Here is a 23,973-nt window from a genome sequence, read left to right as displayed (position 1 = left end):
GTGCGCCCCTTCTGGCGCACCCCTGGGCCTGCCCGGCGCGCTCGATCGATGATCACCGGCGTTTTACTTTGTCGATTTCCCGACATCATGCGACTTTTGATCCGGCCAGGCCGAAATCAGTTCGGATACGTGTCGGGAAAAGAGGAATCTCATCGTGCAAACCGCCAGGGCCGTCCCGGCAGCCTCTGTTCTCAACCTGCGGGATCTGGGCGGCATCGCTCTCGGGCCCGGCCGGCAGGTGCGGCCCGGCGTGGTGCTGCGCTCGGGTCAGCTCAGCGGGCACGATCCGGTGCACGACCGGACGGTGGCCGTACTCGGCATCCGTACGGTCNCGCGAGGCACCGAGCAGAAGCAGCAGCAGGGCCGCCCCCCAGCCCGCCCGGTCCTTGCCCGTCGTGCAGTGGAAGACGGGCAAGGACCGGGCGGGCTGGGGGGCGGCCCTGCTGCTGCTTCTGCTCGGTGCCTCGCGCGATGTCGTGCGGGAGGAGTTCCTCTCCGTGAACCCGGTGATGCGGGTCGCCTTCCGGCCGTCCGTGCAGAGCTATCTCGACGCGGGCGGCGACCCGGAGATCGCCTCCGCGATCATCGAGGTCCGGCCCCGCTACCTCGAAACGGCGCTGGACGCCATGGACGAGCGCTGGGGAGGGATCGACGGGTACGCGCGCGACGGACTGCGCATCCCGGAAGCCGCGCTGCGGCGGCTGCGCGACGACCTCGTGGTGTCCGCCGGCTGACCGGCCGGCGGCACGGCACCGCATGACTCTGCCCCGGCGATCGCGCCGGGGCAGAGTCATGTCAGGGTCGGGAGGCTGTTCCTCCCTGCGGGAAAGCCGCCGCGCCCGCGGGCCCGTGGGGGCGGCCGCGCCTCACACGCGCAGCAGCCGCTCGGTGAGGTCCCGGTAGTGCTGCAGCGTGACGCGCAGCTCCTCGGTCCGCATTCCGGGATCACCGTCCCGTCCGACGGTTCCGAGTGTGCGCCGGTGCTCCTCGAGTGCGTCCTTGAGGCCCTCGACGACGGTGTCGAACGTGCTCTCGGCTTCCTCGACCGCGCGGCGGGGGCTCTCGACGAACTCGCTCACCGCGTGCTGGATCCGCAGGGCGAGCTTGTCGTGGTCGGCCTCCGGGAAGAGGGGGCGGAGCGTGTGGGCCGCACTTCTGTCGGCGGCATCCGTCGTACCCTCCCCGTTGAGGGGCGCCGAGGCCGAGGCGGGGGTCTTCGTCCGCGGCCTCGCGTCCGGGGTGCTGTCCGGCCGCGGGCTTCCTGCGGTGCCCGGCGCTCCGGCGCTCGCTGTGCGGGTCTCCCGGGTGCCGCGGTCCGCGCCTGCGTCGGGAGCGGTGGTCCGGGGCTGCTTCGCCGCCTCGGGAACGTTGCTGGGGACGGGCGGGATGTTTCCGGTGTCGTGCGTCATGCCTTGCCACTTCCTTCCGCGTGGTGCGCGTGCCGACGAACAGGTCGGTCCGTTCCGTTCGATACGAGGACGTCGAACAGGCCGCGTGCCTCCAGCAGCGCCTCCCGCAAGTCCTCCGTGCCGTCGTCGCCCTGCCTGGCGGCGTGCACCCGGCGATAGCCGTTGACGTGTTCGGCGTGGTGAACGGAGAGCGCGGCGCTCTGCTCCCCGAAGTCGCTGCCGTCGGGGAAACCGAGGTCCCGGGCCAGTTCGGCCAGCAGGACGTCCGCCTCTGCCACGGCTTGCTGCGGCGCGTCGACGAAGCCGCCCTCGATCCGCGTCCAGCGCTCCGAGTACTGGGCGCGCGCCTCGGGCGTCAAGGGGCGCTCGTGCAGGGAGCGGTGCCGCTTCAACCGCTCGTGCAGCTCACGTTCGGCGGCCTTCGTGTCGCCGTCGTGGCCGGCGACGGCCCGGTCGTACTCGGGTCCGAAGCGCCGCCGCATTCCCTGGCCGCCTGCCTGCCGTGTGTACAGGAACGCAGCCGCGCAGACCGCCACCAGGGCCACCGCGACGATGATCACTACGGTCGTCATGGTCACCACTCCCGCCGGGTCCGGATTCGCGTGTGGCTGTGCATCACTCTCACCATCCCTTTCGGTCGTGTCCCGTCGTCGTCCGGACGGGCGTGCTGCTCGTGTACCCCGCCGTCCGCGTTGCAAGGCCCGGAGTCTGCCCGCCCGGCCGGGTCCGGTCGTCGCGGGACGGCGTGGGTATCGTGAAGGGGCGGCACACCACAGGCATCTCCGAGAGGGGCATCACGGTGACCGAGCGCAAACCTGCGGGCGTCAGCTTCGAGTCATGGGTCGACAAGCAGATTCGGGAATCCGAGCAGCGTGGCGACTTCTCGCAGCTGCCCGGGTTCGGCAAGCCCCTCGAAGGACTCGACCGTCCGTACGACGAGGCCTGGTGGATCAAGGCGAAGATGGAGCGCGAGGGGATGTCCGTGCTTCCGCCGGCGCTGGCCCTGCGCAAGGAGGCGGAGGAAACACTCGCCGCCGTGCCCGGGACGCCGACCGAGGCCCGGGTGCGGCGGATGCTGGACGAGGTGAACGAGAAGATCGCCGAGGCCGTCAGGCGGCCGCCGCCCGGGCCGCTCCTGAACCTCGAGCCGTTCGATGTCGAGGCCGTCGTCGAGGAGTGGCGCACGGCGCGCCGCAACTCCTGAAGTCCCTGGTGGCGTCCCGTCCCACCCCGGGTGCGTAATACTCGGAGCATGAGATCAGGCATTACGCCGCGAGCGCGCCGGGCCCTTGGCGAAGACGTCGGAATCAGGCGGGCCGGTGCACGGGACACGAAGCGCCTGACCCGGCTCGTGAGAACTTCCCGCGCTTACGAGGGCCCGTACGCGCCCATGGTCGCCGGCTACCGGGTGGGCCACGACTACGTCGAGACGCACAGGGTCTTCGCGGCCGTGGGGGAGACAACCGGCCGGCTGCTCGGCTTCTACTCCCTGATCCTCGACCCGCCCGAGCTCGACCTCATGTTCGTCGCCGACGACGCGCAGGGCGCCGGGATCGGGCGTCTGCTCATCGGGCACATGAGGGAAGAAGCGCACGCGGCGGGACTCACCGAGGTGCGCATCGTCTCGCATCCGCCGGCCGAGGGTTTCTACGCGAGCGTGGGCGCCCAGCGGACCGGAACCGTGCGGGCCGCACCGCCCGCGGTGATGTGGGACCGTCCCGCACTCGTGCTGCCCGTCGGCTGAGAGGGGCCGGGGAGCCGGCGTCCCGCGACGCGGCGGGCGGCCCGGTTGCCGGAGGTCTACCGTGTGGGAAAAGGGGCACGGCCTGTACAGGCGCTGTGCGTAGGCGGACGGAGGTCCACGGTGAGCCCACCCGAGGAGGAGCAGGGACAGGACCGCGGGTGGGGGCGCCGGGAGACGGAGGAGGAACGGGCCGACCGCCGGTGGACCGATCTGCTCCAGGAACTGCGCGTCGCCCAGACCGGCGTACAGATCCTCTTCGGCTTCCTGCTCGCCGTCGTCTTCCAGCCGCGCTTCACGGATCTCTCCGACACCGACCGGACGATCTACGTGGTCACGGTGATGTTCGGCTCCGCCACGGCGGGCGCGCTCATCGGGCCCGTGTCGTACCACCGGCTGCTCACGGGGCGGCGGATGAAGCCGCGGACGGTCACCTGGGCGTCACGCCTGACCGTGATCGGGCTGATCCTGCTGTTCTGCACGATGTGCTCGGCGCTCCTGCTGATCCTGCGTGTGGCGCTGCACAACGCACTCGCCCTCTGGCTGGTGGGCGGGATGGCGCTGTGGTTCCTCATCTGCTGGTTCGTCTTCCCCGCCTGGGCGCTGGCCCGGTCGCACGGTGGTCGGGGAGAGCGGTGACGGCGCACGGAGTCACGGCGCGCCGGTGTCCTCGGCGTGGTGGACGTCCGTCAGGGTGAAGAGCCCGCCGTCCGGATCGATGAGTGTGGCCTCGCGTCCCTCCGGCCGGGACAGCTCCTCGACCAGTGAACCGCCGAGCGTCCGGGCCGACGCCACAGCGGCGGCGACATCGTCCACCGGGAAATTGACCTGCCAGTGCGGGCGGACCAGCGGGTCGGGCGCGGCCTCGAGCGCGCCCGAACTGATCCGGGCCAGCTGGCGCCCGCCGCACCGGACGACCACCTCGTCCTTCGCGTACGCCACCTCGCAGGAGCCGGGCCGTCCGCTTGCCCAGTCCAGGACCTCGCCGTAGAAGATGGCGGCGTCGAACGCGTTGCGCGTGCGCAGCCGCAGCCAGGCGTGCGCATGCCCGTCCGGGGCGGGCGGCGACGTCGCGGGCGCGGTCCGCTCCCAGATGCCGAAGCCCGCACCGTCCCGGTCGGCTGCCAGTGCGCCGCGCCCCTTGCCCAGCGTCAGGGGGCCGACCGCCACGGTTCCGCTGCGCTCCCGGATCCGGGCAGCGGTGGCATCGGCGTCCTGGACGGCGAAGTAGGGCGTCCACGCCACCGCGACGTGGAAGGTGGTCGCCACGGCGCCGATCCCGGCGACGGGTACGTCGCCGCGGCGGGCGACCGAGAACTCCTGGCCGAGCTTGCCCGGCCGGAACGTCCAGCCCATCACCGGGCCGTAGAACTCCTGGGCGGACTCCAGGTTCAGGGTCATCAGATTGACCCAGCAGGGCGCCGCCGGCCCGGTCAGCGGTGCGGGCGCGGATGCCGTACCAGAGGTACTTCCGGTCATGGTCCTACTGCCTTCATGGGGGGTGCGGCAGATGTGTGCCGGTGGCCCTGAGGGCCCTCACCAGCCTCTCCGCGGGCGGCCGCTCCCGCAACACGCGAGCGGGCGGCCGCTCCCGCAACACGCGGTGACGCGGCCGACCGGCCGGAGGCGGGGAGACCGGGAGAAGGGGCGCTTCCGGGGGGACGGCCACCGGGCCGGGACGGCGCCTGCCTCGTTCCGAACGCGGGGGCCGCTCAGTCGCGGCGCTCGTCGTCGTCCCGGTGGAGGGTCTCGTTCCCGTGATCACCGAGCTCGTAGGGCGACAGCCCGCGGCCATCCGGAGGGAAGGCGTCGTCGCCGTGGACGTCGGGCTCCTCGACGTGTGTGCGGTGGTCCGGTGCCAACGGCTGCTCCTCGGGCCGGGGCGGCGGCAGTTCCTGGTCGCGCCGCCGCTTGCCCAGCCAGAAGGCGCCGATCAGCACGGCCACCAGGACCACGCCGACGACGCCCAGCACCGCGCCGGTCGCGCCCCGTCCGTCCGCGAGGGTGATGGCCAGGGAATTCAGGGCTCCATCCGATACATCCATGCTTGCCGGATACCCCAGGACGAGGTCGTCACTCGACCCTGGCATCGAATTCATGTTTTAAGTGGATATAGATGTCGAAAATGTTTGGAACGGCGTGGGCTGCTCGTTCACGGGTACTCGCAGGGCTTCCGGGCCGCCCGTGTCGCAGGCGTCCGCCCGCGGGGCGAGCCTGGAAGTGACCCCTTGGGAAGGAACCGCGGTGAACAGCACACAGGAAAAGCAGCAGTCCGAGGAGAGCCGGGACGGCCGCGAGGTGTCGGTCGTCGTCAGCGGGTGCGGGAAGGACGACGCGCGCACGGTCTTCGACGTGCTGCGGGCCGCCTTCGTCACCGACCGGGCCTCGGTCGACGTACCCCAGGACGTCAACGGCAAGCGGCCCACGGCATGGGTCGTGACCGTCGACGTCGCCGAGGCCCGGGTGGTGTCCGGGTCGGTGGCGCTCGGTGAGCCCGTCACCCTCGACGTCCAGGGCGGCTACTGGGCGGTCGACCGGCTCCGGGAGCGGCTGACGGACGCCTTCGCCGTGCAGGTCGTCGGCACGGTCTCCGGTGACCAGGAGGAAGAGGTCCGGCTGCGGCTGAAGAACAAGTAGGCCGAACGCCACGCCGCCCCGGGTTCACGACGCGGAGCCGCCACCGGACTGGTAGAAAGCAGACAAAACTACCTCTCGAAAGGTGTCGTCACGTGGAGCCGACCAGCCGGGGGAGGAGCGGCGAGGGGGAGGGGCGGGCAGCCGGCGACCGTTCCACCCTCACCCTGAACATCAACGGAACCGATCACACCCTGACGCTCGACCACCGCACCACGGTCCTGGACACGCTGCGCCTGCACCTGGGCCTGACCGGGGCGAAGAAGGGCTGTGACCATGGTCAGTGCGGCGCCTGCACCGTGCTCGTGGACGGCCGGCGCGCCAACAGCTGTCTGCTGTTGGCCGTGGCGCAGGACGGAGCCCGGATCACCACGGTCGAGGGCCTGGCCGCGGACGACCGGCTGCACCCGCTCCAGGAGGCCTTTCTGGAGCGCGACGCGCTCCAGTGCGGTTACTGCACGCCGGGGCAGATCTGTTCGGGCATCGGCGTGCTGGGCGAGGCGCAGGACGGCTTCCCGTCCCACGCGACCGCCCCCACCGCGCCCGTCACCGGCCCGGTGGCACTCGACGCCGCCGAGATCCGCGAACGGATGAGCGGCAACCTGTGCCGGTGCGGCGCGTACCCCCGTATCGTCGAGGCGATCGGGGATGTCGCGTCATGAAGCCCTTCGCCTATCTGCGCGCGGCATCGGTCGCCGAGGCCGTCCGCGAGAGCGCCGCCCGTCCCGGGGCCCGGTTCCTCGGCGGCGGCACCAACCTGGTCGACCTGATGAAACTCGGCGTGGAGAGTCCCGGCCTCCTCATCGATGTCAGCCGGCTGCCGCTGGACCGGGTGACGGACACGGCCGACGGCGGACTGCGCATCGGGGCCACCGTCCGCAACAGCGATCTGGCCGCCCACCCCGCTGTCCGTACGCGCTATCCCGCGCTCTCCCAGGCGCTGCTGGCCGGGGCGTCGGGCCAACTGCGCAACACGGCCACCACCGGCGGCAATCTGCTCCAGCGCACCCGCTGCCCGTACTTCCAGGACACGTCGAAGCCCTGCAACAAGCGGGAACCCGGCAGCGGCTGCCCGGCCCGTGAGGGCGCCCACCGCGACCTCGCGGTCATCGGTCACTCCACCGAGTGCGTGGCCACCCACCCTTCGGACATGGCGGTGGCGCTCGCCGCCCTCGACGCCGTGGTCCTCCTGTACGGACCGGATGGTGAACGGACGGTGGCCGTCACCGAATTCCACCGTCTGCCCGGGGACGACCCGAGTGCGGACACGGTGATCCGGCCGGACGAAATGATCACCGAAGTGGTCCTTCCTCCGCTTCCCGAGGGCACGGTCTCCCTCTACCGCAAAGCCCGTGACCGGGCCTCGTTCGCGTTCGCCCTCGCCTCCGTGGCGGCTGTCCTCCGTGTGCGCGAAGGGCGGATCGAGCACGCCGCGCTGGCGTTCGGCGGACTCGCCCACCGGCCGTGGCGCGCCCGCACCGCCGAGGAGGCGCTGCGCGGCGCACCCGCCGGTGACGCTGTGTACCTGAGCGCGGTGGACGCCGAACTGGCGGCGGCCAGGCCGCTGCGCGACAACGCGTTCAAGGTGACTCTGGCCCGCCACCTCGCCGTCGATGCCCTGGCCGCACTCACCACCCGCGCCTGAAGGCGCCTGCGCTCGCAGATGCCTGCCATTGAGGATCCAGTGCCTGAGGATGCCGGCGTCTGAGGATGCAGTGCCTGAGGATGCCGGTGCCTGAAGACGCACGCCCCCCGGGGCGCCCGCCAGCGGGTGCCCCCTTAACAGCCGAGGATTCCGCCATGAGCCACGCCCCCAGCCGCTCGGCGCCCCCGTCGTCCGCCGCGAGGGCCGCGACAAGGTGACCGGCGTCGCCCGCTACGCCGCCGAGCGCAACCTGCCCGGCTGCCTGTACGCCTGGCCGGTGCCCGCCACCGTGCCCCGCGGCCGGGTCGCCGCGATCCGGACCGCCGACGCCCTCGCCCTCCCCGGTGTCCACGCCGTCCTCACCCACGAGAACGCGCCGAGGACCCGGGAGCCGGACGACCCGATCCTCGCCGTGCTCCAGAACGACCGTGTGCCGCACCGGGGCTGGCAGGTCGCTCTGGTGGTGGCCGACACCCTCGAAGGCGCACGGGCCGGCGCCGAGGCGCTGGACATCACCTATGAGACCGCCGCGCACGACGCCGTCCTCACCGCCGACCACGACGGCCTGTACACGCCGGAGACCGCCAACGGGGGGTACCCGGCAGTGCGTGAACGCGGCGACGTCGACCGCGCGTTCGCCGCGGCGCCCGTCCAGGTGGACGCCACGTACACGATCGGGCCGCTGCACAACCACCCCATGGAGCCGCACGCCACGACCGCCCTCTGGTCGCAGGACGGGCGCCTCACCCTGTACGACTCCAGCCAGGGCGCCACCAAGGTGCGCGACAGCCTCGCCACCGTCTTCGGACTCCGGCCGGACCAGGTCACCGTCGTGTCGCAGCACGTCGGCGGCGGATTCGGCAGCAAGGGCACTCCGCGCCCCCAGGCCGTGCTCGCCGCCATGGCCGCGCTCCACACGGGACGTCCCGTGGAACTGGCCATGCCCCGGCGCCATATGGCCGCCGTCGTCGGCCACCGGGCACCCACCGTGCAGCGCGTCCGGCTCGGCGCTTCGAGCGACGGGACCCTCACCTCGGTGGCCCACGAGATCAGCACCCACACCTCCACCGTCAAGGAGTTCGTTGAACAGGCCGCCGTGCCGGCCCGCGTGATGTACGGATCCGCGCACAGCCGGACCGTCCACCGGGTCGCCGCGCTCGACGTGCCGAGCCCGTCCTGGATGCGCGCCCCGGGCGAGGCGCCCGGCATGTACGCCCTCGAATCGGCCATGGACGAACTCGCATCGGCGCTCGGGCTCGACCCCGTCGAACTGCGCCTGCGCAACGACCCGGCCGCCGAGCCCGACTCCGGCAAGCCGTTCAGCAGCCGCAATCTCGCCGCCTGTCTCCGGGACGGGGCCGCCCGCTTCGGCTGGAACGACCGCGACCCGCGTCCGGCAGTGCGCCGGGAAGGCCCCCTGCTGCTCGGCACGGGCGTCGCCGCCGCCACGTACCCCGTCTATGCCGCCGCCTCCCACGCCTCGGCGCACGCGGCCCCCGACGGCTCCTACCGCATCGCCGTCAACGCCACCGACATCGGCACCGGTGCCCGGACCGTCCTGGCCCAGATCGCCGCACACGTGCTGGAGACGCCGGTGGAGAACGTGACCGTCGACATCGGTGACAGTGATCTGCCGGACGCCCCGCTGGCCGGAGGTTCCTCCGGCACCGCCTCCTGGGGCTGGTCCGTACACAAGGCGGCCACCGCCCTCGTGGAGCGGCTCGGCGAGAGCTCCGGACCGCTGCCCGCTGCCGGAGTGACCGTCACCGCGGACACCACCGACGAGACGGCCGAGGAGTCGCCCCACGCGCGCCACGCGTTCGGGGCCCACTTCGCGGAGGTCGCGGTCGACTCGCGGACCGGTGAGGTCCGCGTACGCCGGATGCTCGGGGTCTTCGCCGCCGGTCACATCCTCAACTCCCGTACCGGACGCTCCCAGTTCATCGGCGGCATGACCATGGGGCTCGGTATGGCTTTGACCGAGAGCAGCTCACTCGATCCGGTCTTCGGGGACTTCACGGAGAGTGACCTCGCCTCGTACCACGTGCCGGCCTGCGCCGATGTGACCGGCCTGGAGGCGTACTGGATCGACGAGGACGACCCGCATCTCAACCCCATGGGCAGCAAGGGCATCGGAGAGATCGGCATCGTCGGCGCGGCCGCGGCCCTCGGCAACGCCTTCCACCACGCCACCGGTGTCCGGCTGCGCACTCTCCCGCTCGCTCCGGACCGGGTGCTGTCCGCCCTGCGGTGAGGCCGACGCCCCTGTCCACCGGGCACATGTGTGCCGGTCACCGGGGGTGCTGGGCCGGATGTGTTGCGCATCCGGCCCTGCGGCCTCACTCTGAGGAGTGACCCAGAAGTGACATCTGCTCACTCTTCGTATTCGGGGGTCGTTCGTTCGACGAGGCGAAGCAAGTGGGCCTCGATGTGAGGAGCCTCGACGATGACCGTTCCACTCGACCGGCACTATCTGGTCGAACTCCAGGTATCGGCAGAGCGTGTGTCCCAGCTGCGACGGATAGTCGCCGCACACCTCCGCCACTGGAGTCTCGAACTCCACATCCGGCCCGTGTGCCGTGCTGTGGAAGAGCTGCTGACCAACGTCCAGCGGCACGTCGGCGACGACAACACCTGTGTCCTCGAACTCCGCTGGTCCGGACGGCACCTCACGGTCTCCGTCGCCGACAACGGTTCCGACATGCCGCGGCTGCTCCACGAGGGCGGCGGCCTCAGCCGCGTCATGGCCCTCAGCGACAGCTGGGGCACCTGCCGGACGGCCGAGGGCAAGGTCGTCTGGTTCACCCGCTACGCGCAGGAGCCCCAGCACATCGAGCTGGTGCCGCTGCCGCCGCTGCCCGGGGTCCGCGAGTCCCGCCGGGCACCGGCCGCCGTGGTCGAGGAGTTCCCCGAGGCCGCACCGCGCCGGACCGACGCCCCCGCCCTCGTCTGAGGCACGCCGCACGAAGCGGCCCCGACACTCCCGACCCACCCCTGCCCCCTCCGGCGCGGATCGCATGCCTCAGGCATGCATGGTCCGCGCCGGTCGGGTATGCGGAGGGCGGGGGCCCGCGTTGCGCCGGTGCCGGTGGCGCGGCACGGTCGAAGTACCGAGGCAAGGAGGCCACAGTCATGCCCATCGCGACGGTCAACCCCGCGAACGGCGAGACCCTCAGAACGTTCGACGCCCAGGGGGCGGACGAGATCGAGCGGCGGCTCGCCGCGGCGGACGCCGCCTTCCGCGCCTACCGCACCACCGGATTCGGCGAACGGTCCCGGCTGCTCAACCGCGCCGCGGACCTCCTCGACGAGGACCAGCAGGACATCGCCCGCACCATGACCCTGGAGATGGGCAAGCCCCTCAAGGCGTCCCGGGCCGAAGCGGCGAAGTGTGCCAAGGCCATGCGCTGGTACGCGGCCCACGCCGAGGGACTGCTCGCTGACGAGCACCCCTCGCCCGCCGATGTCGAGGACTCCGGCGCCTCCCGCGCGTACGTCCACTACCGGCCGCTGGGCACCGTGCTCGCCGTGATGCCGTGGAACTTCCCGCTCTGGCAGGTCGTGCGGTTCGCGGCGCCCGCACTCATGGCCGGCAACACGGGTCTGCTGAAGCACGCCTCGAACGTGCCGCAGACCGCGCTGTACCTGGGCGACCTGTTCCACCGGGCCGGATTCCCCGCCGGGTGCTTCCAGACGCTTCTGGTGGGCTCCGGAGCGGTCGAGGCGATCCTTCGCGACCGCAGGGTGGCCGCGGCGACCCTGACCGGCAGCGAACCGGCCGGCCGCGCCGTGGCGGCCGTCGCGGGGGACGAGGTCAAGCACACCGTCCTGGAGCTCGGCGGCAGCGACCCCTATCTCGTCCTGCCCTCCGCCGACGTGGCCAAGGCGGCCCGCACGGCGGTCACCGCCCGCGTCCAGAACAACGGACAGTCCTGCATCGCGGCCAAGCGGTTCATCGTGCACACGCAGGTGTACGAGGAGTTCGCCGAACGCTTCACCGTGGGCATGCGCGACCTGACCGTGGGCGATCCGCTGGAGGAGTCCACCGACATCGGTCCGCTCGCCAGCGAACAGGGGCGCACCGACCTGGAGGAGCTCGTCGACGACGCCGTACGCCACGGCGCGACCGCCCTGTGCGGCGGCGGCCGGCCCGAGGGTCTGACCGGCGGACTGGAGCGCGGCTGGTTCTACGCCCCGACGGTCCTCGCCGGGATCACTCCCGCCATGCGCATCCACCACGAGGAGACCTTCGGCCCCGTCGCCACGCTCTACCGGGCCGAGAGCCTCGACGAGGCCCTGGCGCTGGCCAACGACACGCCCTTCGGGCTCAGTTCCAACGTCTGGACCCGCGACGCCGAGGAGAGCCGGCGCTGCATCCGTGACCTGGAGGCGGGCGGTGTGTTCTTCAACGGAATGACGGCCTCGCACCCCGCGCTGCCGTTCGGCGGGGTGAAGCGCTCCGGATACGGACGTGAGCTCGCCGGTCACGGCATCCGCGAGTTCTGCAACGCCACCACCGTCTGGTACGGCCCCGAGCCGAGGTAACCGGACCACCGCACCCGCCAGCTGAGAGGTGACCATGAGTGACGCCCCGCCGTCCGCGTCGACGACCGGCCCGACCGACGAAGAGATCGCCGCGCTCGACGCGCACTGGCGGGCCGCCAACTATCTCGCCGTCGGGCAGATCTACCTGATGGACAATCCGTTGCTGGCCCGGCCGCTCGTCCCCGAGGACATCAAACCCCGGCTCCTCGGCCACTGGGGCACCTCGCCGGGCCTCAACCTCGTGTACACCCACCTCAACCGCGTCATCGCCTCGCGCGGCACCGACGCGCTCTGCGTCTGGGGCCCCGGGCACGGCGGCCCCGCCGTCCTCGCCAACTCCTGGCTGGAGGGCAGCTACTCAAAGACGTACCCCGACGTCAGCAGGGACGCGGCGGGGATGGCGCTGCTGTTCAAGCAGTTCTCCTTCCCCGGCGGCGTGCCCAGCCACGTCGCGCCGGAGACCCCTGGCTCCATCCACGAGGGCGGCGAACTGGGCTACGCCCTGGCCCACGCGTACGGCGCCGCACTCGACCACCCGGACCTGCTGGTCACCTGCGTCATCGGTGACGGCGAGGCGGAGACCGGACCGCTCGCCGGTTCGTGGCACGCCAACAAGTTCCTCGATCCCGTGCATGACGGGGCCGTCCTTCCCGTCCTCCACCTCAACGGCTACAAGATCGCCAACCCGACCGTGCTCGCCCGCCTCCCGGACTCGGAACTCGACGCCCTGCTGCGCGGCTACGGTCACGAGCCCCTGTACGTGGCGGGGGACGACCCCCTCACGGTGCACCGGGCGATGGCCGCCGCGATGGACCGCGCCGTCGACCGCATCCGGGAGCTCCAGGATGCCGCCCGGACCGGCGGTGAGACCGGACGGCCGCGCTGGCCCATGATCGTGCTGCGTACCCCCAAGGGCTGGACGGGGCCCGCCGAGGTCGACGGACTGCCCGTCGAGGGCACCTGGCGCGCCCACCAGGTCCCGCTGCCCGGGGTCCGCGACAACCCGGAGCACCTGGGGCAGCTGGAGCGCTGGCTGCGCTCGTACCGGCCCGATGAACTCTTCGACTCCGAGGGACGCCCCACGGACCAGGTCCTCGCCTGTGTGCCGGAAGGCGAGGCGCGGCTCGGCGCCACCCCGTACGCCAACGGCGGGCTGCTGCTGCGCGATCTGCCGATGCCGGCTCTCGACGAGCACGCCGTGCAGGTGGACAGGCCGGGGACCGTCCTCCACGAACCGACCCGGGTACTCGGCGGCCTGCTGGAGGCCGTCATGGCGGCCACCGCCGACCGGCGGGACTTCCGGGTCGTCGGCCCCGACGAGACCGCGTCCAACCGCCTCGACGCGCTGTACGAGGCCACCGGAAAGGCCTGGCAGGCTGACACCCTGCCGACCGACGAACATCTCGCCCGCGACGGCCGGGTCATGGAGGTGCTCTCCGAGCACCTGTGCCAGGGCTGGCTGGAGGGCTATCTGCTCACGGGCCGGCACGGACTCTTCTCCTGCTACGAGGCGTTCGCCCACATCGTCGACTCGATGGTCAACCAGCACATCAAGTGGCTGCGGACCTCGCGGCGGCTGCCGTGGCGCCGCCCCATCGCCTCCCTCAACTACCTGCTGACCTCACACGTCTGGCGCCAGGACCACAACGGCTTCTCGCACCAGGACCCGGGCTTCGTCGACCACATCCTGAACAAGAGCCCCGAGGTCGTACGTGTCTACCTGCCCCCGGACACGAACACCCTGCTCTCCGTGGCCGACCACGCACTGCGCAGCCGCGACTACGTGAACGTGATCGTGGCCGGCAAGCAGCCGAGCTTCGACTGGCTCACCCTCGACCAGGCCCGCGCGCACTGCGCGCGCGGCGCGGGTGTCTGGGAGTGGGCGGGCACCGAGGACGGCAGCCGCGAACCCGACGTCGTGCTCGCCTGCGCAGGGGACGTACCCACCCTTGAGGTCCTCGCGGCCGCCGGACTGCTGCGACGGCATCTGCCCGAACTGTCCGTGCGGGTGGTGAACGTCGTCGACATGGCCCGGATCATGCCCCACTCCGAGCATCCGCACGGGATGCCGGACTCCGAGTACGACGCCCTGTTCACCCGCGACAAGCCGGTGATCTTCGCCTACCACGGCTATCCCTGGCTGATCCACCGGCTGGCCTACCGCCGCACCGGACACGCCCAGCTGCACGTCAGGGGCTACAAGGAGGAGGGCACGACCACCACGCCCTTCGACATGGTGGTCCGCAACGACCTCGACCGCTACCGCCTGGTCATGGACGTCATCGACCGTGTCCCCGGCCTGGGAGGCCGTGCGGTGGCGGTGCGCCAGGAGATGGCGGACACCCGGACCCGCCACCACGACTGGATCCGCGCCCACGGGACGGACCTGCCGGAGGTGGCGGACTGGACCTGGGAGGGATGAGGGTACGGCGAAGGCCCGGACGGACGCGCCGTCCGGGCCTTCGCCGTGCTGGGGTCAGCGGCCGACCGCGCGGGCCAGCTCCGCCTTCGTCATGGCCGAACGACCCTTGACGTTCCTGTGCTTCGCCTCTTCGTAGAGCTGGTCGCGGGTGGGGCCCGCGGCACCGCTGTGCGAGCGGAGTCCGCCACGCCGCGAGGACGAGATGTCCTCGACCGACGTACGGCTCGCGGTCTGCGACTCACCGGCGCGGGCACGCTCCTTGTTCACGGTCCGGGCGGCGATCTCCTCGGCACGGTCCTCGCTGACGCCGCGCTCCTGGGCGCTCTCCTTGATGTGCTCGTACTGCCGTACCCGCTTCCGATTCGATCCGCGTGGCATGACGCGTTCTCCTCTCGGTGGCTTGGGCCCGGGGGACACCTCCAGTGTGACAAAAGGGCCCGGGCCGGAGCCATCCGCTCAGTAACGCAGTGCCGCCGCGATCCGTCCGTGCTCCTTGAGCGAGTCGTCCGCGACGAACACGACATCGGCGCCGCTGTCCAGCGCCGCTTCGACCAGCTCGTCGACGATGTCCTCGCGGACGCTGCCGTCCGCCGGGTCCACCGCGTCGCCGCTCACCGGCACCAGGTGCTCCCGGTCGACCCGCACCGTCTGCTGGTAGTGCTCCTCCACCGCCACCAGGCCGGCGCGCCCCTCCCGTACGGCGGCCCACACCTCGTCGAGTCCACCGGCGAAGGCACGCCGCCCGCGGGCCTCGTCCAGCTTGCCGTCGATCTCCGCGGCGAACCGCTTCTGCCGGGCCTCCAGCGCGGGGCGCAGTTCGGTCAGCAGATCACTGGGCGAGGTGTCGGCGGGCGCGCCCTTGGTGACCCGCCCCACCGCGTCCTTGGCGACCTCGCCGACCTCGTCGAGCAGCGCGAGCGCGGGGGCGAGGCCCACCAGGTAGAGCGGGCGCGGATCGGTGGCCAGCACCCCGCGCAGCTTCTCGTCCACCGTGCGCATGAACTGCCGGGTCTCCTCGTCGGTGAACGTGCTCGGCGTGTCACCGATCCGTTCCTCGCGCTGCGGGTTGGGCGCCTCCCGCGGAGCGGTCAGCGGGAACCCGCCGATGTGCTCCTCGTGCGCGGCGTCGGACGTTCCGCTGAACAAGGCGGCGTGGTCCGCGGACACGGTGAGCGTCCAGAACGGCTGCGCCTGCGCCTTCGCGGCGACCAGGTTGCGGGTCAGGTAGGTGTCGCTGAGAACCACCCGTTCGGGTGCGGTGCGGGGCAGCTGCCAGATCTGGAACTCGTCGGCCGTCGCGAGGATCACCAGTGCGTCCAGGGCGCGGCGCGGGTCGACCTCGTCTACCGCCCGGTCGAGCTGCTGCCTGACCGCCGCGCGCACCTCGCGGTTGGCGTCGGGGTCGGCGTCGAGCCGGCTGCCGGCCTCGGACACCAGGTTGCGCAGCCGAACGGCGTCCTGGGCGTTGTCCGGTGCGCGCCGGTGCGTCGGCATGGTCAGGGACAGGGCCGGATAGGGCTTGGCCGCGCGGAGCTCTTGCAGCAGACCGGCGGTCAGGGCGTCCGTATCCATCAGTTCCCTCCCGGGGGACTTGTGCGCACTGCCGTGCGAGCGGGTGATTCGACGAGTCAATTCATACCTTTTGATCCTAATATGGGCGAGTTGGTCATTCCAGGGTTCGGGAGGTATGCGCGATGTCCACGCTCACCGTGTGGAAGTTCCAGTCGGCCGAAGGCGCGGAGGACGTGGAGACAGCGCTGAAATCCCTTCAGAAGGAGGGACTGATCAAGATCCTCGACGCGGCCGTCGTCAGCTGGCCCGCCGACCGTGCGAAGCCGCGAACGAAACAGCTGCTCAACCTGGTCGGCGCGGGCGCTCTCAGCGGCACCTTCTGGGGCATGCTGTTCGGCCTGATCTTCCTGATGCCGTTGCTCGGCGCAGCCATTGGCGCGGCCGCCGGAGCGCTCGGCGGAAAGCTGGCCGACGTCGGGATCGACGACGACTTCATCGCCGAGGTCAAGGAGAAGATCACGCCCGGCACTTCGGCCCTGTTCCTGCTCACCATGAACGAGGTGCCCGACCGGATCGGCGAGGCGCTCCCCGGCGGCGGAGCCGAACTGCTCCACAGCAATCTGGACACCCTCGGTGAGCAGCGGCTCCGCGACGTCTTCGGCGAGGACGCGGCATGACCACCCTGGAACCGGCCCCGCGGCCGGCCCTCCTCTCGTCGGCCTCTACTTCCCTTCGTACTTCCCAGCAGACGGAGCGTCCGTGAACCAGACCAGTCCCGCGCGGCGTGCCCCCGGCCGCCGCGCCGCCCGCAGCCTGACCCCCGCCCTGCTCGCCGCGCTGATCGTCGGCGGCACCGCGGCCTGCGACAGCGACGACAGTTCGTCGCAGGGAACGGCCCGAAGCGTCCAGACCGTGTCCCCGGAGCCGGCCAGGACGGCCACGGCCACCGAGAGCCCGCGCACCCAGGACGACTTCGCGGCCTCGGTCTCCGCCGACGTGGAACGCAACCGGCAGAAGGCGGTGGCGACGCTGGAGGGTGTCGAGGGCAAGGGCAACGCCGTCGAGGACGTTTCCGTCAACGGACTCCCGGTCGCGGCATCGGAGCAGTTCCGCAGCGCCCTCGTGCGGGTGACCAACCGCACCGACGAGGCCGCCTTCTATGCCGTGCGGGTGGAGTTCGTGGACGCGTCCGGCAAGGTCCTCGACTCCGTGGTGCTCGGCTTCGCCGACGCACCGCCGGACCGGACGGTCAGTCAGCACGCCAACAGCCGCAAGGCCGCCGGCGTCAAGTCGTTCCCCCGGATCGCCCAGGCCGAGCGCGGCTGACGGCCGGGACCGGGTGAGCCCTGCCACCGGCGCGGTCACGGACGCGCTGCGAGAACTGCACTCCAGGTACGCGGGGGTCGGCGAAGGCGAACTCGCCGACTACATCCCTGAACTGGCCCTGGCCGACCCGGGCGCCTTTGGTCTGGCCCTGATCAGCATGGACGGTCACCGGTACAGCACGGGCGATGCCGGCGCCCCGTTCACCATCCAGTCCGTGTCGAAGCCGTTCGTCTACGCACTGGCCCTGTCCCTCCTGGGCCTCGACGAGGTGTCCCGCTGGGTGAACGCCGAGCCCAGCGGCGAGGCGTTCAACGCCATCAGTCTGGAGCGCTCCACCGGGCGCCCGGCCAACGCGATGGTCAACGCCGGTGCCATCGTCACCACGGCGCTCATCCCGGACACCCCCGTCGCGCCGAGGTTCGGACGCATCCTCGACTGCCTGAGCCGCTTCGCCGGCCGCAGGCTCGACGTCGACGAGGAGGTGTACGCCTCCGAGGCCGCCACCGGGGACCGCAACCGCGCTCTCGCCTACCTCATCCGCAGCACCGGGCCCCTGCCCGTGGACCCGGTGGCGGCGGTGGAGACGTACTTCCGGCAGTGCTCGGTACGGGTCACGGCCCTGGACCTCGCCGCGATGGCGGCGACCCTGGCGCACGGCGGCGTCAATCCGCTCACCGGGGACAGGGTGGTGGCCGAACCCGTCGCCGCCCAGGTGCTCGCCGTGATGGCGACCTGCGGCATGTACGACGCGTCGGGCGACTGGCTGCTCCGGGTGGGGCTGCCCGCCAAGAGCGGCGTGTCCGGCGGGTTGATCGCCGCCGGGCCGGCCCGGTTCGGGCTGGCGGCGTACAGCCCGCTGCTCGATCGGACCGGGACGTCCGTGCGGGGACATCTGGCGATCGGGATGCTCTCGGAGCGCCTCGGCCTGCACCTCATGTACAACCCGGCGCTGGCGGGCTCAACCGTCACTCTGGTCACCACGGCCGGCGACCTGCCGGGCGGGCCGGAGACCGGCGGCGAGCGCGCCGGCCACAGCGGGGTGGCGGTCGCCGCCGCCCAGGGAGCACTGGACTTCACCGCGGCGGAGCGGGTCCTGTACGCCCTGGACGAAGCGGGAAAGGGGCGGACCGGCGCCGTGGTGCTCGATCTGGTGCGGGTGACGGACATCGACACCGTGGCCCGGGCGATGCTGCGCAGCGGGCTGGCCAGGCTCGCCGCCGACGGCAGGCGGACCGCCGTGGCCGACCCGGACGGCCGTCTGCGGGAGCCGGGCGAGGAGGACGGGGCCACGCGCTCCTTCGCTTCCCGGGAGGAGGCCGTCGCCCGGTGCACGGCGACGGCCTCGGAGTGAGCCGGGAGGGTCAGGTCACCAGATGGCCTCCACCCACTCGGGGTGGTCGATGAACGGGTTCCGGTTGTGCTGGAACTGATCGAATATGACGTCGTTGCGCCGCTGCTCGAAGGTGTCCGGCGGGTCCTGCTCGCTCCACGTCTTCAGTACCGAGAGCCGGCCGATGTTCGGTGCGGAGCCGTTCGACACGCTGTCATTGGGTTCGAGGTCGGCGAACGAGTCGTCGCCCTCGTAGCGCACCGCCATGTAGAGGATCATGCGGGCCACGTCGCCCTTGACCGCGTCGCGCGGTTCGAAGGAGTCGCCGTCGGTGTAGTTGCCGGGTGCGTCGCCCAGCTCGGTGCCGCCGTTGTCGAAGTCCTTGTTGCCGCGTGTGGAGTTGACCGACACGTCTTCCGGGCGCAGATGGTGGATGTCGGTGCCGGGGCCCGTGGCCGTGCCGAAGTCGCCGTGCGACTTGGCCCAGACGTGCTCCCGGTTCCACTGGCCGACGTTGCCGCCGTTGTCGCTCTTGGGTTCGGAGCGGCCGGTGTAGAGGAGGATCACGTTCGAGGCGTTGGCCGGGTCCTCGTCGGTGGCCTTGAGCGCGTCCCAGACCTGGCTGTAGCTGAGCTTGGTCTGGTCGCTGATGATCGTGTGCAGGGCGCCCTTGAGCGCGGTGCCGGTCTTGCCGAGCGCGTCCTGGTAGTACGTGTCGTCCAGGGCGCCGAGCGGGCTTGCGGACCGCGCCGGAGCCTCGGGTGTCGCGGCCGGTGCGGCGGCAGCGGTTCCGCCGAGCACGGCGAACGCGGCGAGCGTGGCCAGCAGGGGGCGCCGGTGGAAAAGGTGACGACGGGACATGTGGGGTGTCCTCTCCGGAAATACGGGCACCGCGGCGCCGTCACAGGGTGGGGGGCGGCTCCGCGGTGGTCGTGTTGCTTGGTGGTCAGCGGGAGCCTTCCACACGCACCGTGACCGAGGTGTGAACGCTGCGTACCTATCATGTGCAGGTCAAGTGAGGGTCGGTGCGGGCATCGGATGCGCCCCCGTCGGAGGGGGGCGAGAATTGCCGCAAGGACGAGGAGGCGGCATGAGCGACGAGCCCGAATCCATATCCGCACGGGGCGTGACCCCCGACAGCCTTCTGCACACCGGTGCCAGCGACCATCCCTCGGCGGAGGACGTGGTCCTCGCCTCCGGGCGCGACCTGACACCCGGGAATCTCGAGTGGGCGGAACGCAGGCTTGCCAGGGAGGGCAGGGCGGCCCTCGACAAGCAGCTGCCGTAGGCACCCCGGCCCGGCGCCCGCGGTGGCCACCGGCGCCCGCCGGTGGCACCGGGGCGCCGGGCCGCACCGCGGCGGTGGCGCTGCGCGGGCGCTCGCCGGCGGCAGGTTGTGCGGGGCGTACGGCGCTGCTCGGTTAGCCTGAACACAATATGAACCGTTTGACGACGTCAGGGGCTGGTTACGACCTCGCCCGATTCCCCGAGAACCCCCGCGACCCGTTCCGAGCCTGGGACGCGTCCGACGAATACCTGCTGCGGCACCTGGAGGGGATCGACGGGGCCGAGCCGGTCGGCCTCTCCGGCCGCGTCGTGATCGTCGGCGACCGCTGGGGCGCGCTGGCCACGGTGCTGGCCGCGCACCGCCCCGTACAGATCACCGACTCCTACCTCGCGCAGCGGGCGACTGCGGCGAACCTGGAACGCAACGGTACCGATCCGGACGCCGTGCACCTGCTGTCCGCCCGGGAGGCGCCGCCGGACCGGATCGACGTCCTGCTCGTCCGTGTGCCCAAGAGCCTCGCGCTCCTCGAGGACCAGCTGCACCGGCTCGCCCCCGCCGTCCACGCCGGCACGGTCGTCATCGGCACCGGCATGGTGAAGGAGATCCACACCTCCACCCTCAAGCTGTTCGAGCGGATCATCGGCCCCACCCGCACCTCGCTCGCGGTCAAGAAGGCCCGGCTCATCCACTGCACGCCGGACCCCTCCCTGACCCGCACCCCCAGCCCCTGGCCGTACCACTACGAGCTGCCCGACGACGTCGGGGCCGTCGCCGGCCGCACGGTGGTCAACCACGCCGGGATCTTCTGCGCGGAGCGGCTCGACATCGGTACCCGCTTCTTCCTCAAGCACCTTCCGGCGCGCAGCGGCCCCGACCGGGTAGTCGACCTCGGCTGCGGGAACGGAGTGCTCGGCCTGGCCGCCGCACTCGCCGACCCCGAGGCCTCGCTCACCTTCGTCGACGAGTCCTATCAGGCCCTCGCCTCCGCCGAGGCGACCTTCCGGGCCAACGCCGGACCGGACGCCGAGGCCCGCTTCGTGGTCGGCGACGGACTGGACGGCGCGGAGCCCGGCGGCGCCGACCTCGTCCTCTGCAACCCGCCGTTCCACTCGCACCAGGCCACCACGGACGCGACCGCCCGCACCATGTTCCACGGCGCGCGCACCGCGCTGCGCCAGGGCGGCGAACTGTGGGTGGTGGGCAACCGGCATCTCGCGTACCACACCCAGCTCCGCCGCATCTTCGGCAACTGCACCACGGTGGCCGGCGACCCCAAGTTCGTCGTGCTGCGCGCCGTCAAACGCTGACATCCGGGCAGCCGGCCCGCGCCCCTTCCGGATTCTTGCAACACGTTCTACTGTGTGCGCCGCCGCACACGGGCGACGCGAAGCGAGACTCCTGGAGGGGCCGTGCACCTCGAATACACGCCTGAACAGCAGCAGTTGCGCACTGAGCTGCATGCGTACTTCGCTGCCCTGGTCCCCGACAACGCCTACGCGCGCTATGCCGACCCGGCCGCCCAGAAGCGCTTCTACCGCGAGACGATCCGCCGCTTGGGCGCCGACGGCTGGCTCGGCGTCGGCTGGCCCACGGAGTACGGCGGCCGCGGTCTGTCGCCCATGGAACAGTTCATCTTCTTCGACGAGGCGGCCCAGGCGGGCGTACCGCTCCCGCTGATGGCCCTCAACACCGTCGGCCCGACGATCATGCAGTTCGGCACCGACGAGCAGAAGGCCTACTTTTTGCCGAAGGTCCTGGCCGGGGAGATCGACTTCGCGATCGGTTACAGCGAACCCGACGCCGGCACCGACCTCGCCGCCCTCAAGACCCGGGCGGTGCGCGACGGCGACACGTACGTGGTCGACGGACAGAAGATCTGGACGACCAACGGCGACACCGCGGACTGGGTCTGGCTCGCCGCCCGCACCGATCCGGACGCCCCGCCGCACAAGGGCATCACGATGCTCCTCGTGCCGACGTCCGACCCCGGCTACTCCTGCACCCTGATCAACACCCTCGCCTCGCACGACACCAGCGCCAGCTACTACGAGAACGTCCGCGTCCCCGTCTCCCGCCGGGTCGGCGAGGAGAACAAGGGCTGGCGGCTCATCACCAACCAGCTCAACCACGAACGCGTCACCCTCGCCGCCCACGGAACCATGGCCATCCGCGCCCTCCACAACGTCCGTCGCTGGGCCGCCGAAACCCGCCTCGCCGACGGCCGCCGCGTCATCGACCTCGGATGGGTCCGCGCCCGACTGGCCCGCACCCACGTCCGGCTCGACGCGATGAAGCTCCTCAACTGGCAGATGGTGTCCGCCGTCCAGCACGCCACCCTCACTCCGCAGGACGCCTCCGCGGTCAAGGTCTACGGCTCCGAGGCGCGCCGCGACGCGTACGCCTGGCTCATGGAGGTCGTCGGCTCGGCAGGGCCGCTCAAGGAGGGCTCCGCGGGCGCCGTCCTGCACGGCGAACTCGAACGCGGATACCGGTCCGCCGTCATCTTCACGTTTGGCGGCGGCAACAACGAGATCCAGCGGGAGATCATCTCGTGGATCGGCCTCGGGATGCCGCGGGTACGCCGCTGAGAGCTCGTGGCACGGTCATGCCGTCTGTCTCGCGCAGGCCGACCGGCGACCGGCGGGGGACCGGTCCCGGATCCCCACTTGCGCACGCGCATGACCTGATGGGGAAGACTGGGGCCATGAGGGACATCGTTTTCACACGCCGGAGCGGCTGGATCCCGCAAGTGATCCGCGAGGACGGTGAACTGAAGCTGATGCTCGGTGCCGGGGCCGACGCCAACCACGAGCCCCGCACCTTCACGTTCCCGATCGGGGAAGCCCATCTCGCGGTGATCCGGGAGGACCTGGCCAGGCACCTGCTGCTGTGGAGTGCGGTCCTTCCGCTGTGCGACGCGGCCGGAACCCGGGGCCGGCTCGACGAGAACGCTGCCGTCGCGCTCCTGGACCCGATCCTCCTTTCCGCGCCGGCGGACGTCGACGCTGCCTTCGGGCGGATCCAGTGGGACAGGGGACGGCTCATCGCGCATGGAGCCGACATCGATCTGCTGGAGCGCGGTCAGGTCTGCGCGGCGATGCGCGCGGCGACGGAGGCGTCGGACGGAAAGCGGGTTCAGGAGCACCGGGCGAACCGCCGCCGCGCCGAGCGCGGGCAGGTACTCGGTCCACTCGACACCGCGATCCTGAAGTACACGGGCCAGTACCTGCACGGCGCGACGATTCCGAGGCGCACGCCCGATGCCGTCGACCCAGCGCTGCTCCCCGAGGTCATGCGGGTGATCGCCACTGCGGAGCTGGCGTGCGCCGGCATGCGGATCGGCCGCGACCCGCGACGGGGAAAGCACGGTACGGACAAACGCGACTGGGAGCGGATGGCGGCGACGGCGGAAGCCGCCGTGCGCCGTGCGCACCCCGGGCTCGTCGACGACGCGGTGGGCACCGTCAGCTTCTTGATGTGCTCGGAGGCCGTCGACCGCACCAGAAGCATGCCCATGGAGGATGACGAGGAGGCTGCCGGTGACCGCGGCGGGAGCGCGAGGAAGACAAGCCTCTCGTTCACCGACGACAAGGATGCCGAGAAGAAATGGCTCCGGAGCCATCCCCGCACTGCCACTGCGGAGTTCTGGGAGTTCGTCGGCGATCGCTATGCCGGCAACAACGAAGTGTTCACCATCGAGGACGAGGCGATGGGCGAAGGGATCCAGCTCCACTTCTACGCGGACTCCATGGCCCGGATCACGACAGCGCGCGAGGGCGAGGGCGGAGCGGATCCGGAGTACCGGGTCGAGTACAGCCTGGTCGACGGGATCCGCGGGTACCGGAAACTGGTGAGCGCCTTCGTCCGGGGCGGCTGCGCCGCGCTCGACGAGCACGGCTCCTGGATGTCGGATGCCGCTGAGCTCGAACGCGCGCGCCGGCGACGCGACTCGGCCGGGTAGACCGGCATGGGTCTGCGCACGCGCCGTCAGCAGGACCTGCGACACCTGGGGCCGGGTGGACACAGCTCCGGGTGCTCCCCCGGTCCCACCCGGCCCCAGGTGTCGCAGGTCCTGCTGACGGCGCGTGCGCAGACCCATGCCGGTCTACCCGGCCGAGTCG

General features: G+C 71.5%; 25 protein-coding genes and 2 pseudogenes. 19 read left to right on the top strand and 8 right to left on the bottom strand.

Features of this window, described 5'->3' with window-relative positions:
* Positions 1-154: 154 nt before the first annotated feature.
* A pseudogene (locus tag JGS39_RS41685) lies at positions 155-274 on the top strand (tyrosine-protein phosphatase); the annotation flags it as partial.
* Positions 275-355: 81 nt separating this feature from the next.
* Here the strand turns inward: JGS39_RS41685 and JGS39_RS40895 are convergent.
* A pseudogene (locus JGS39_RS40895) lies at positions 356-415 on the bottom strand (tyrosine-protein phosphatase); the annotation flags it as partial.
* On the opposite strand from JGS39_RS40895, the gene JGS39_RS40890 reads away from it, so the two are divergent.
* Complete coding sequence (locus JGS39_RS40890; RefSeq protein ID WP_308120451.1) at positions 396-734, top strand: tyrosine-protein phosphatase; 339 nt, start codon at positions 396-398, stop codon at positions 732-734. The pseudogene JGS39_RS40895 and the gene JGS39_RS40890 sit on opposite strands and share 20 nt — an antisense overlap.
* 132 nt (positions 735-866) lie before the next feature.
* Here the strand turns inward: JGS39_RS40890 and JGS39_RS40885 are convergent, their stop codons facing one another.
* Both JGS39_RS40885 and JGS39_RS16165 read right to left on the bottom strand, forming a co-directional pair.
* Positions 867-1,409: a hypothetical protein gene (locus tag JGS39_RS40885; RefSeq protein WP_236062959.1), complete on the bottom strand. Its 543-nt coding sequence runs from the start codon at positions 1,407-1,409 to the stop codon at positions 867-869.
* A complete protein-coding gene (locus JGS39_RS16165) occupies positions 1,406-1,981 on the bottom strand; it encodes a hypothetical protein (protein WP_219569797.1) in 576 nt (191 codons plus the stop codon). The genes JGS39_RS40885 and JGS39_RS16165 overlap by 4 nt, the downstream gene beginning before the upstream one ends.
* A 227-nt stretch (positions 1,982-2,208) precedes the next feature.
* On the opposite strand from JGS39_RS16165, the gene JGS39_RS16160 reads away from it, so the two are divergent.
* From JGS39_RS16160 to JGS39_RS16150, 3 genes are all read left to right on the top strand, one after another.
* A complete protein-coding gene (locus tag JGS39_RS16160) occupies positions 2,209-2,613 on the top strand; it encodes a DnaJ family domain-containing protein (RefSeq protein ID WP_219569798.1) in 405 nt (134 codons plus the stop codon).
* A 48-nt stretch (positions 2,614-2,661) separates the two neighbouring features.
* A complete protein-coding gene (locus tag JGS39_RS16155; protein ID WP_219569796.1) occupies positions 2,662-3,153 on the top strand; it encodes a GNAT family N-acetyltransferase in 492 nt (163 codons plus the stop codon).
* Positions 3,154-3,273: 120 nt separating this feature from the next.
* Positions 3,274-3,789, top strand: a complete 516-nt coding sequence (locus tag JGS39_RS16150) for a DUF6328 family protein (protein ID WP_219569795.1) — start codon at positions 3,274-3,276, stop codon at positions 3,787-3,789.
* Between the two features lie 12 nt (positions 3,790-3,801).
* Here JGS39_RS16150 and JGS39_RS16145 read toward each other — a convergent pair whose 3' ends face one another.
* On the bottom strand, positions 3,802-4,629 hold the full coding sequence (locus JGS39_RS16145) for a VOC family protein (RefSeq protein WP_219569794.1): 828 nt from the start codon (positions 4,627-4,629) through the stop codon (positions 3,802-3,804).
* 233 nt (positions 4,630-4,862) lie between these two features.
* On the bottom strand, positions 4,863-5,195 hold the full coding sequence (locus tag JGS39_RS16140; protein ID WP_219569793.1) for a DUF6479 family protein: 333 nt from the start codon (positions 5,193-5,195) through the stop codon (positions 4,863-4,865).
* A 199-nt stretch (positions 5,196-5,394) separates the two neighbouring features.
* Here JGS39_RS16140 and JGS39_RS16135 point away from each other — a divergent pair, with 199 nt between their 5' ends.
* The 7 genes from JGS39_RS16135 to JGS39_RS16105 all read left to right on the top strand — a co-directional run bounded on the left by JGS39_RS16135 (position 5,395) and on the right by JGS39_RS16105 (position 14,396).
* Positions 5,395-5,787 carry a hypothetical protein gene (locus JGS39_RS16135; RefSeq protein ID WP_219569792.1) on the top strand — a complete coding sequence of 131 codons (393 nt, stop codon included), beginning with the start codon at positions 5,395-5,397 and terminating at the stop codon, positions 5,785-5,787.
* 92 nt (positions 5,788-5,879) lie between these two features.
* Positions 5,880-6,446, top strand: coding sequence for a 2Fe-2S iron-sulfur cluster-binding protein (locus JGS39_RS16130; protein ID WP_219569791.1), 567 nt, complete (start codon positions 5,880-5,882; stop codon positions 6,444-6,446).
* Complete coding sequence (locus tag JGS39_RS16125; RefSeq protein WP_219569790.1) at positions 6,443-7,429, top strand: FAD binding domain-containing protein; 987 nt, start codon at positions 6,443-6,445, stop codon at positions 7,427-7,429. The genes JGS39_RS16130 and JGS39_RS16125 overlap by 4 nt, the downstream gene beginning before the upstream one ends.
* A 214-nt stretch (positions 7,430-7,643) precedes the next feature.
* Entirely contained in the window at positions 7,644-9,683 is a 2,040-nt protein-coding gene (locus JGS39_RS16120) for a xanthine dehydrogenase family protein molybdopterin-binding subunit (RefSeq protein ID WP_219569789.1), read from the top strand.
* A gap of 192 nt (positions 9,684-9,875) precedes the next feature.
* Entirely contained in the window at positions 9,876-10,382 is a 507-nt protein-coding gene (locus JGS39_RS16115) for an ATP-binding protein (protein ID WP_219569788.1), read from the top strand.
* Between the two features lie 179 nt (positions 10,383-10,561).
* Complete coding sequence (locus JGS39_RS16110; protein ID WP_219569787.1) at positions 10,562-11,974, top strand: NADP-dependent succinic semialdehyde dehydrogenase; 1,413 nt, start codon at positions 10,562-10,564, stop codon at positions 11,972-11,974.
* Positions 11,975-12,008: 34 nt separating this feature from the next.
* On the top strand, positions 12,009-14,396 hold the full coding sequence (locus JGS39_RS16105) for a phosphoketolase family protein (protein WP_219569786.1): 2,388 nt from the start codon (positions 12,009-12,011) through the stop codon (positions 14,394-14,396).
* Positions 14,397-14,450: 54 nt separating this feature from the next.
* Here JGS39_RS16105 and JGS39_RS16100 read toward each other — a convergent pair whose 3' ends face one another.
* A complete protein-coding gene (locus tag JGS39_RS16100) occupies positions 14,451-14,774 on the bottom strand; it encodes a plasmid stabilization protein (RefSeq protein ID WP_219569785.1) in 324 nt (107 codons plus the stop codon).
* 78 nt (positions 14,775-14,852) lie between these two features.
* A complete protein-coding gene (locus JGS39_RS16095) occupies positions 14,853-15,968 on the bottom strand; it encodes a baeRF3 domain-containing protein (RefSeq protein WP_219569784.1) in 1,116 nt (371 codons plus the stop codon).
* A 122-nt stretch (positions 15,969-16,090) separates the two neighbouring features.
* On the opposite strand from JGS39_RS16095, the gene JGS39_RS16090 reads away from it, so the two are divergent.
* The 3 genes from JGS39_RS16090 to glsA all read left to right on the top strand — a co-directional run bounded on the left by JGS39_RS16090 (position 16,091) and on the right by glsA (position 18,585).
* Positions 16,091-16,585, top strand: coding sequence for a DUF1269 domain-containing protein (locus JGS39_RS16090; protein ID WP_219569783.1), 495 nt, complete (start codon positions 16,091-16,093; stop codon positions 16,583-16,585).
* A gap of 82 nt (positions 16,586-16,667) precedes the next feature.
* Positions 16,668-17,234: a hypothetical protein gene (locus JGS39_RS16085; protein ID WP_219569782.1), complete on the top strand. Its 567-nt coding sequence runs from the start codon at positions 16,668-16,670 to the stop codon at positions 17,232-17,234.
* 13 nt (positions 17,235-17,247) lie between these two features.
* Complete coding sequence (glsA, locus tag JGS39_RS16080; protein WP_219569781.1) at positions 17,248-18,585, top strand: glutaminase A; 1,338 nt, start codon at positions 17,248-17,250, stop codon at positions 18,583-18,585.
* Between the two features lie 15 nt (positions 18,586-18,600).
* Here the strand turns inward: glsA and JGS39_RS16075 are convergent, their stop codons facing one another.
* Positions 18,601-19,425 carry an endonuclease I family protein gene (locus tag JGS39_RS16075; RefSeq protein ID WP_219569780.1) on the bottom strand — a complete coding sequence of 275 codons (825 nt, stop codon included), beginning with the start codon at positions 19,423-19,425 and terminating at the stop codon, positions 18,601-18,603.
* Positions 19,426-19,654: 229 nt separating this feature from the next.
* Here JGS39_RS16075 and JGS39_RS16070 point away from each other — a divergent pair, with 229 nt between their 5' ends.
* From JGS39_RS16070 to JGS39_RS16055, 4 genes are all read left to right on the top strand, one after another.
* Positions 19,655-19,852 carry a hypothetical protein gene (locus JGS39_RS16070; RefSeq protein WP_219569779.1) on the top strand — a complete coding sequence of 66 codons (198 nt, stop codon included), beginning with the start codon at positions 19,655-19,657 and terminating at the stop codon, positions 19,850-19,852.
* Positions 19,853-20,001: 149 nt separating this feature from the next.
* Positions 20,002-21,159: a methyltransferase gene (locus JGS39_RS16065; RefSeq protein ID WP_219569778.1), complete on the top strand. Its 1,158-nt coding sequence runs from the start codon at positions 20,002-20,004 to the stop codon at positions 21,157-21,159.
* A gap of 102 nt (positions 21,160-21,261) precedes the next feature.
* On the top strand, positions 21,262-22,440 hold the full coding sequence (locus JGS39_RS16060; protein ID WP_219569777.1) for an acyl-CoA dehydrogenase family protein: 1,179 nt from the start codon (positions 21,262-21,264) through the stop codon (positions 22,438-22,440).
* 116 nt (positions 22,441-22,556) lie between these two features.
* Complete coding sequence (locus JGS39_RS16055) at positions 22,557-23,813, top strand: DUF6357 family protein (RefSeq protein ID WP_219569776.1); 1,257 nt, start codon at positions 22,557-22,559, stop codon at positions 23,811-23,813.
* Positions 23,814-23,973: the final 160 nt, after the last annotated feature.

It is taken from the genome of Streptomyces poriferorum, assembly GCF_019399235.1.
GTDB classification, from domain to species: domain Bacteria; phylum Actinomycetota; class Actinomycetes; order Streptomycetales; family Streptomycetaceae; genus Streptomyces; species Streptomyces poriferorum.
The sequence above is the reverse complement of the archived record's forward strand: the minus strand, read 5'-3'. Positions and strand labels throughout refer to the sequence as shown.